Origin of the sequence: Parashewanella curva (genome assembly GCF_003675895.1) — a bacterium.
GTDB classification, from domain to species: domain Bacteria; phylum Pseudomonadota; class Gammaproteobacteria; order Enterobacterales; family Shewanellaceae; genus Parashewanella; species Parashewanella curva.
Window position 1 is genome coordinate 1 of the sequence record NZ_ML014872.1, and the last position, 6,611, is coordinate 6,611.

The 6,611-nt window shown below is 37.6% G+C and carries 7 protein-coding genes; 4 read left to right on the forward strand and 3 right to left on the reverse strand.

Annotated features, from left to right (window positions below):
- Positions 1–154: 154 nt before the first annotated feature.
- The 3 genes from D5018_RS20160 to D5018_RS20165 form a co-directional block, all read right to left on the reverse strand.
- On the reverse strand, positions 155–496 hold the full coding sequence (locus D5018_RS20160) for a transposase (protein WP_121840778.1): 342 nt from the start codon (positions 494–496) through the stop codon (positions 155–157).
- A 39-nt stretch (positions 497–535) separates the two neighbouring features.
- Positions 536–688 (reverse strand): hypothetical protein, encoded by a 153-nt coding sequence (locus D5018_RS21810; protein ID WP_165905129.1) that lies wholly within the window; start codon positions 686–688, stop codon positions 536–538.
- A gap of 89 nt (positions 689–777) precedes the next feature.
- The gene (locus tag D5018_RS20165) at positions 778–1,644 is read right to left on the reverse strand and encodes a LysR family transcriptional regulator (protein ID WP_165905130.1); all 867 of its coding nucleotides are present in this window, start codon (positions 1,642–1,644) and stop codon (positions 778–780) included.
- 114 nt (positions 1,645–1,758) lie between these two features.
- Here D5018_RS20165 and D5018_RS20170 point away from each other — a divergent pair, with 114 nt between their 5' ends.
- From D5018_RS20170 to D5018_RS20185, 4 genes are all read left to right on the forward strand, one after another.
- On the forward strand, positions 1,759–2,142 hold the full coding sequence (locus D5018_RS20170) for a MaoP family protein (RefSeq protein ID WP_121840780.1): 384 nt from the start codon (positions 1,759–1,761) through the stop codon (positions 2,140–2,142).
- A gap of 16 nt (positions 2,143–2,158) precedes the next feature.
- Positions 2,159–3,187: a glutathione synthase gene (gene gshB, locus D5018_RS20175; protein ID WP_463674602.1), complete on the forward strand. Its 1,029-nt coding sequence runs from the start codon at positions 2,159–2,161 to the stop codon at positions 3,185–3,187.
- Entirely contained in the window at positions 3,171–5,183 is a 2,013-nt protein-coding gene (locus D5018_RS20180) for a flavohemoglobin expression-modulating QEGLA motif protein (RefSeq protein ID WP_121840782.1), read from the forward strand. Before gshB ends, D5018_RS20180 begins: the two co-directional genes overlap by 17 nt.
- 535 nt (positions 5,184–5,718) lie before the next feature.
- The gene (locus D5018_RS20185; RefSeq protein WP_121840783.1) at positions 5,719–6,504 is read left to right on the forward strand and encodes a hypothetical protein; all 786 of its coding nucleotides are present in this window, start codon (positions 5,719–5,721) and stop codon (positions 6,502–6,504) included.
- Positions 6,505–6,611: the final 107 nt, after the last annotated feature.

The window sequence follows — 6,611 nt, forward strand, 5'->3', positions numbered from 1 at the left end:
TATAAGTAATTGAATTTACAAAATTTTATAAATTGAATCTGAAAACACAGATTCATTAAAATTCAATGACTTACTAAATATTGAGGCACGACCAATCAAAAACTGTCCGAAGTATTGTAATATAAAACGTCTATTAACAATACTGCGGACAGTTTTATGCCGCAATCACCCCGAACTCTTCTAGCTCGCTTATGACCTGAGATACTTTTTCGTTACTCGGGTCGATATCTAACTTATCAAAAATGATTTTCATCAAGTATTGATTGAACTTACGTCGTCTCCAACTCGCTATCGATATTACAGATTCAGAGTGACATTCTTTGCTCATTGCATCTTCAAATTTGAGTACATTCAGTGCTGTGAATGATGCGTTGATATGGGGATTTATCGCTTCTTTCTTACGGGCTTGGCAATCCATTAGCCCTGTAAATTGTTTCGCATCTCGAAACACAAATTCAATTTGAAAACGAGCTTTGTAATAAGTAATCAAAGTCATCGCATCTAATTCTAATACTACAAATCCTAATACTACAATTCAAAAAGAAGAACTCGTCTCTTCAAAAACTGTTTTTTGCTTCTTCTTTTCTCTTAATAACCTTTCATTTTTACGTTTTTTTTTATTGGACACTTTCCAAGTTGAAGTATCTTCATCTAGCTCTTCTTTTTTAAATCGATGATCTTTGCTCATAAAACTAACCCTAGTATTTTATGACAAGGTTAGGACTTGTATTACTTATTGAGAAGTCGATTTTTTTCATCAACATCAATCAAAAAAATTTATTGATTATACTGCTCTATCGCATTTTTGTTTTTTAAGAATCTTAATATTGGCTCCAATGCAATAGAGCGTTCATTATCAAGATTCACGATTAAATGAACGTCTTGTAATATCTTAGTGGCACCAACAACTTCAACTAGCTTATTTTCTAATAAGTAGGACTCGACCATTACACTAGGTAAATAAGCGGCACCTTGGTGATTTAGGATAAATTCCAACGCAATATGGCTTTGTGCTGTATGTAAAATAGGGGCGACGGGTTCATCAAATAACCTAGCTTGTTGAAGGTTACAGCGAGTTCCCCAGTCAACAAACACATGACCTAACTGCGGTACATCCTCTAAGGTCGCATTACGAGTGTTGCTCACCATTATCAGTTCAATCTTACCTATCTGGCTAACCTCAAATTCAACGTTATTTGGCGCATCTAACATAGCAGCCATATCTAACCGTCCACCCAGTAGAGAGCGGATTAAGTGCTGTGGTTGATTTATTTCACTACGAATGTATAGATCTTCAAAATTTCGCGCTAATTCGGGAAGAATCGATCGTAAAAACGTATCCCATAAATTTGATGTTCCACCAATAGCCAATTGCATAGATCTTTTGGTTGGCACACCAACGTCTTGAATGGCTAATTGCCATGAAGTCAGTAGGTTTTCTGCATGAGGGAGAAGCTTTTCTCCTGCGTGAGTGAGCAATATGTTATTTCGTTGGCGAATGAATAATGGTGTCGCCATTATGTCTTCGAGCTGTTTGATCCTAGAACTCACGGCTGATTGAGTGAGGAACAGGTTTTCCGCAGCGTGACCAAAATGCCGAGTGCGTGCAACTTCTAAGAACGTTCTTAATAAATCAGAATTCATTTCATTAGCTCTCAATAAAAATAATTTATCGAAAATAAGTAAAAATCTTAATTTTACAAGCCTAGATAGCGACACAATAATTGCAGCAGTGTCTATTAACAAGAAAAAATTTCTATGGAAAAAAGGGAATCTCAATCTTTTTCTAGCAAAAGTCGTTTTTATGGTGAGCAGTATTTTCCACATGGTTTAGCTCGCAGTGGTGACTTTACTCGACAACAGGTGACATTACTTGAAGCTCATGGCGCAGTATATGAAGCTTTACACAGAGGAACTATTCAGCCTAAAAATGAAGAAGAGCAGCGATTTGTCAATGTGTGCAGTGGCGAAGCTGTTGCTGTAAGTCCCCATGAAAAAGTCTGGATGACTTTTGTTAGAAAAATAGAAGCTCAAAAATCCTTTTCTCCATTTGGAAAGAGTACAAAAAAACACCCCGAAACAGTGCCATCTATTGATATAGACGATCATGAAGATCACGGCTTTGAAATTGATGATGAGTAAGTCAACATAAATGAAAATGTGCTTTTTTATGTATCCATGGGAAAAAATAGAGCCTGAAACGGATACCACATTACGTCTTATTCACGAAGCCGCACTTAGAGGACATACCGTTGCTATCACGACTCCAAATAGTCTAACGATTCGGGATAGTATTCCACACGCTTTTTGTAATGTGCTTAGACGAAAAGAAAAGCAAAGTGCTTCAACGACCAGTTTTTATAAAACGGCAGAGTTTAAACGTTGTAAATTGCCGCTAGCCGGTTTTGACACCATCATTATGCGCGCTAACCCGCCACTGGATACCACCGCGTTAAACTTTTTAGATTCTGTTCGTAATGATGTATTCATTATGAATGATATTGATGGGTTAAGAATTGCCAACAATAAATTATACCCAGCCTCATTCAGTGGAGATGCTGCGCAATTTATTCCGTCAACGCATGTATCTAAAAGTCGAGAATACTTGCAGCAAGTATTAGAGGAATCGGCAGCCGATAAAATGATCATGAAACCGTTAAATGGATTTGGTGGTCAAGGCGTCATCGTTGTTGAAAAAAGAGCTTCACAGAATTTTAGCTCACTGTTGGATTTTTATATTGGTGGTGAAAATGGCAATTATGTGATCTTACAAGATTACATTGAAGGTGCGGATAAGGGTGATGTGCGTATTTTACTGCTGAATGGTGAACCCATAGGTGCGATGAAACGCATACCGTCTGAAAAAGATATTCGCTCTAATATTCATGCAGGAGGACGAGAAGAGAAGCATGTATTAACCAAACAAGAAAAAGCCTTGTGTAAAGCGATAGGGCCACAATTGGTTCGTGATGGGCTTTATTTTGTTGGTTTAGATGTGATTAACGGTAAGCTATTAGAAGTTAACGTATTGAGCCCTGGTGGTATTACTCGAATTAATAAGTTGAACAGGGTAAAACTTCAAAAAAGTGTACTCGATTTCGTAGAAAATGTGATTTCGGCTAGAGAATTAGTCCGCGAACGCAAGAGCAGTTTCCGCAAGGTAATTGAAGATGCAGAAGCTATCTGAAGCGGAAATTATCGCAAAACTTCAAGCAAGACAAACGTTCGAGTGTCAGATCAAAGACGGCAGCTTTTACATTAAAGTCGATGCTTACGTGCCGACCATTTGTACAGCGATTCATGCTGGTAGTCAGTTTAGGGAAGCACTCAAAAGGAAGTGCTTGCTAAACCAAGACGAGCGATATTACGAAGAAGATCCCCATACTGATCAATTTATTCAAGCATTGCCAATCACCCTGATTGGTAATGACTCACGCTATGAATATGACTTAAACCGACCATTAGCAAGCTGTGTTTATAATACCGCTTGGGGTAAAAAGGTATGGACTAAAAACCTAACCACTAGCGAGCGTAAAGTCAGTACGGCCAAGCATCAGCAATTTTATCGAGTGTTGGATGAACTCATAAAACAAATAGAGTTGCAATTTGGCGCTGCAATATTATTTGATATTCATTCCTATAACGGCATCAGAAAAGGTGAATCTTCGCCTGTGTTTAACATAGGCACAGAGCAAATTAACCTTGAACGATGGCGCCCTATGGTAGATAAAAGTCTTCTTTTACTCTCCCAAATTTCATTGCCTAATCTGCAAACTACAGCGGAAGAAAATGCAGTATTTTGGGGAAGGGGCTATATGATCTCTCATGTAAATAGCCGTTTTCAAAATACCTTAGTATTACCGCTGGAAGTAAAAAAGATCTATATGAATGAGCTAAATGGCGAAGCTTTCCCCATAGTCATTCAAGAGCTCAGTAGTCAGTTAAAAGATGTAATTTCTGATATATCAGCGCAATTTATGCGCCGATACACCTTTAAAAAGCGGGTGCAAAAATCAGTGATCCAAGGTGAAACTTTGGAACCAGCAGTTCTTAAACTGGATAAAGAACTCTATGCTCTCGCTAAGGGCTTAGATACGCTGCATTATATCAACCCAATCAACGCTGAAAGTGAAAAGCGAAAATTTCTAAAAAGTAAGGCAAGTTATCGACCTAATTTTCACTATCGACAATTAGAGCTTGATCCTTATGCATTTAGGGAAAAACTGTATCGTTTATCTATCAATGAAATCCGCGATCCGAAAATTCAACAGTTGTATCGTGATGTCATCAATATGCTCAGCGACAAAGCCTCTTTGCTGGCGCACATTGGCAAACCTAATTTTTTGTATGAATCATTAAAATACTATGGCGAACCACACGAGTTAGATGAAAAAAATGCAGCATTCATCTTGCATGCTGCGCCATTTCAAGAGGATGAACTGAAATCGTTTGATAGTATTAAATTGGCTTCAGCTTTTCACAAGCAAGCCCTTGATTGGGGCATGAATTGTAAAATTGAACCTAGCAACAAAATCGTAGCGGCTGCGATGGTTTCAAATGCTCGTAAAGCGGTATTGATTTCAAAATCTGCCAAGCTCACCCAAACAGAAGCAAATGCCTTACTGCATCATGAGTTAGGTGTTCATATGGCAACCACCTTAAATGCCCTCAATTGTCCATTAAAGGTATTTTCAATAGGCTTACCTAAAAACACCTTCACACAAGAAGGATTAGCCATTCTTAATGAATACCAGTCTGGGAATATGACATTAGCACGCTTACGAACATTGGCATTACGAGTCATTGCCGTTAAAGATATGCTGAAAAATAATGATTTCAGACATACTTTTAATTTGTTGAAAGAAGAATATCAAGCATCGGATCAACAAGCATATACCACCACCTTAAGAGTTTACCGTGGAGGCGGATTTACTAAAGATTACTTGTACTTAAGCGGTGTAAGCAGAGCTCTGACCCTGCAATCTCAACAAGATATTTCTAATCTGTATATCGGCAAAACAGGTTTTGATTATTTAGAAGTATTGAATGAAATGGTCAGTCGTAATCTGATTATTGCTCCCAAGTTTGTGCCTGACCACCTAACTAATCCAATTAATACAAACCCTGTGCTTGATTACATTATGGACTGCATTGCATCCCATCAAATTGGAAAAGTTGCTTAAAAGTGTTAGTGTATTCTTTTCATTTCTATCTCGCTTTTGTCCACAAATGAGTTTGTAGTCAGTAAGACTCAGTATTGAGCGTTATCGACTAAACATTTTCTTTAGCTAAATAGAGTCAACGCATATTTGGACTATTTTGATAATAATAGGTTTAAAATGTTACATAGTTTTGTGCAGTTATATGGAGTAATAAAGCTATTCTTGTGCAAGCTTATGCCGAAATTGAGAGTTTGTGAGTTTTTAATTAGCTAGATATATTCAATGGTTAGAGATTTGAATTATGCAAGCTTATGGTGTAATCGGCATGACTGGTGACTCAACCATAAGCGAAGAGAAACACCATGATTGATTGTTACACCCGTTTAAATCAATTTAAAACAGTAAATATCGAATTGGAAGTTAATTAAGTTTAACTTTCAATTCGTTGCAAGTTGGGTAGAGTGTTTATTATTGCATAATAAATACTTATACGCATATGGCTTGTTGCTTTCCCTGTTGCCCCGATCCTAAGTGATTGTTCCTGAGTGCACTGAGTGTGAGTACATCGAAAGATGTGATATTTACTTTTAACCATCATAGATATCAAGTTGTTTTACAAGAAACTGGGCGACTAGCAATATCGTTCTCTGAACATCGAATTAAAGGTCATAATCCATCGAAACTTGAGTTGTGGTTTGTGCGGCATCGCCTACAACGTTCGTCTGTAGTTAACGCTATGCAACATAGTTTGAATAATGCAGAACAACATCAAAATTTTTCAAGCTTTGCCAAGTCACGAAGATTTACATCCAGTGGATGTGGTGCTTTTTTTAATACAGGTTTTTATTCTCTTTTTTCTGCTCAATCAGCCCCACCAAGTTATCGAGATGTTATTTTGGAGAAAATGATTCTAATCGGTGATGAACCTATTTCAGAGGAAGTCGCGCAACGGGCAAGGCAATTAAAAGAGGAATATAGAAGATTGATTTCTGCTCAAGGTATAAAAGATAGTGGAGCTTTTTTTGAATATACCCAACGAGGTATGCTTGTTTCGACTGTTGATTTACACCGCCAAATTATGCGTATAGCTCAGCCATTAGTGCCATCTTTAAAGGTAGACTTAAAACGATTAGGGTATGAGCAAAACGCGCTTGAAAGAGCACTAAAGCACCTTCCAAATTTAAAGTACTTCGCGTTGCCTTTAACACAAAAAAATCTCGCGGAGTTTGAGTTTTTTAGGCATATGGACGTTGTTGATATTAACCAGTGGCTTGAGGAAGCACTTCGTGTTCACCCTTGCCACTTTGGAAATGAAATGGGTGTGGGTCTTTTAAGTACCTAACTAAAAGTTATCTCATATTTTGAGCAATAATTATCCAAAATGGTTTCGACTGCTTTTTTGAGTTTCGAGTAAGTTTCGTAAGCACTAATGGATAACCACTCGTATTT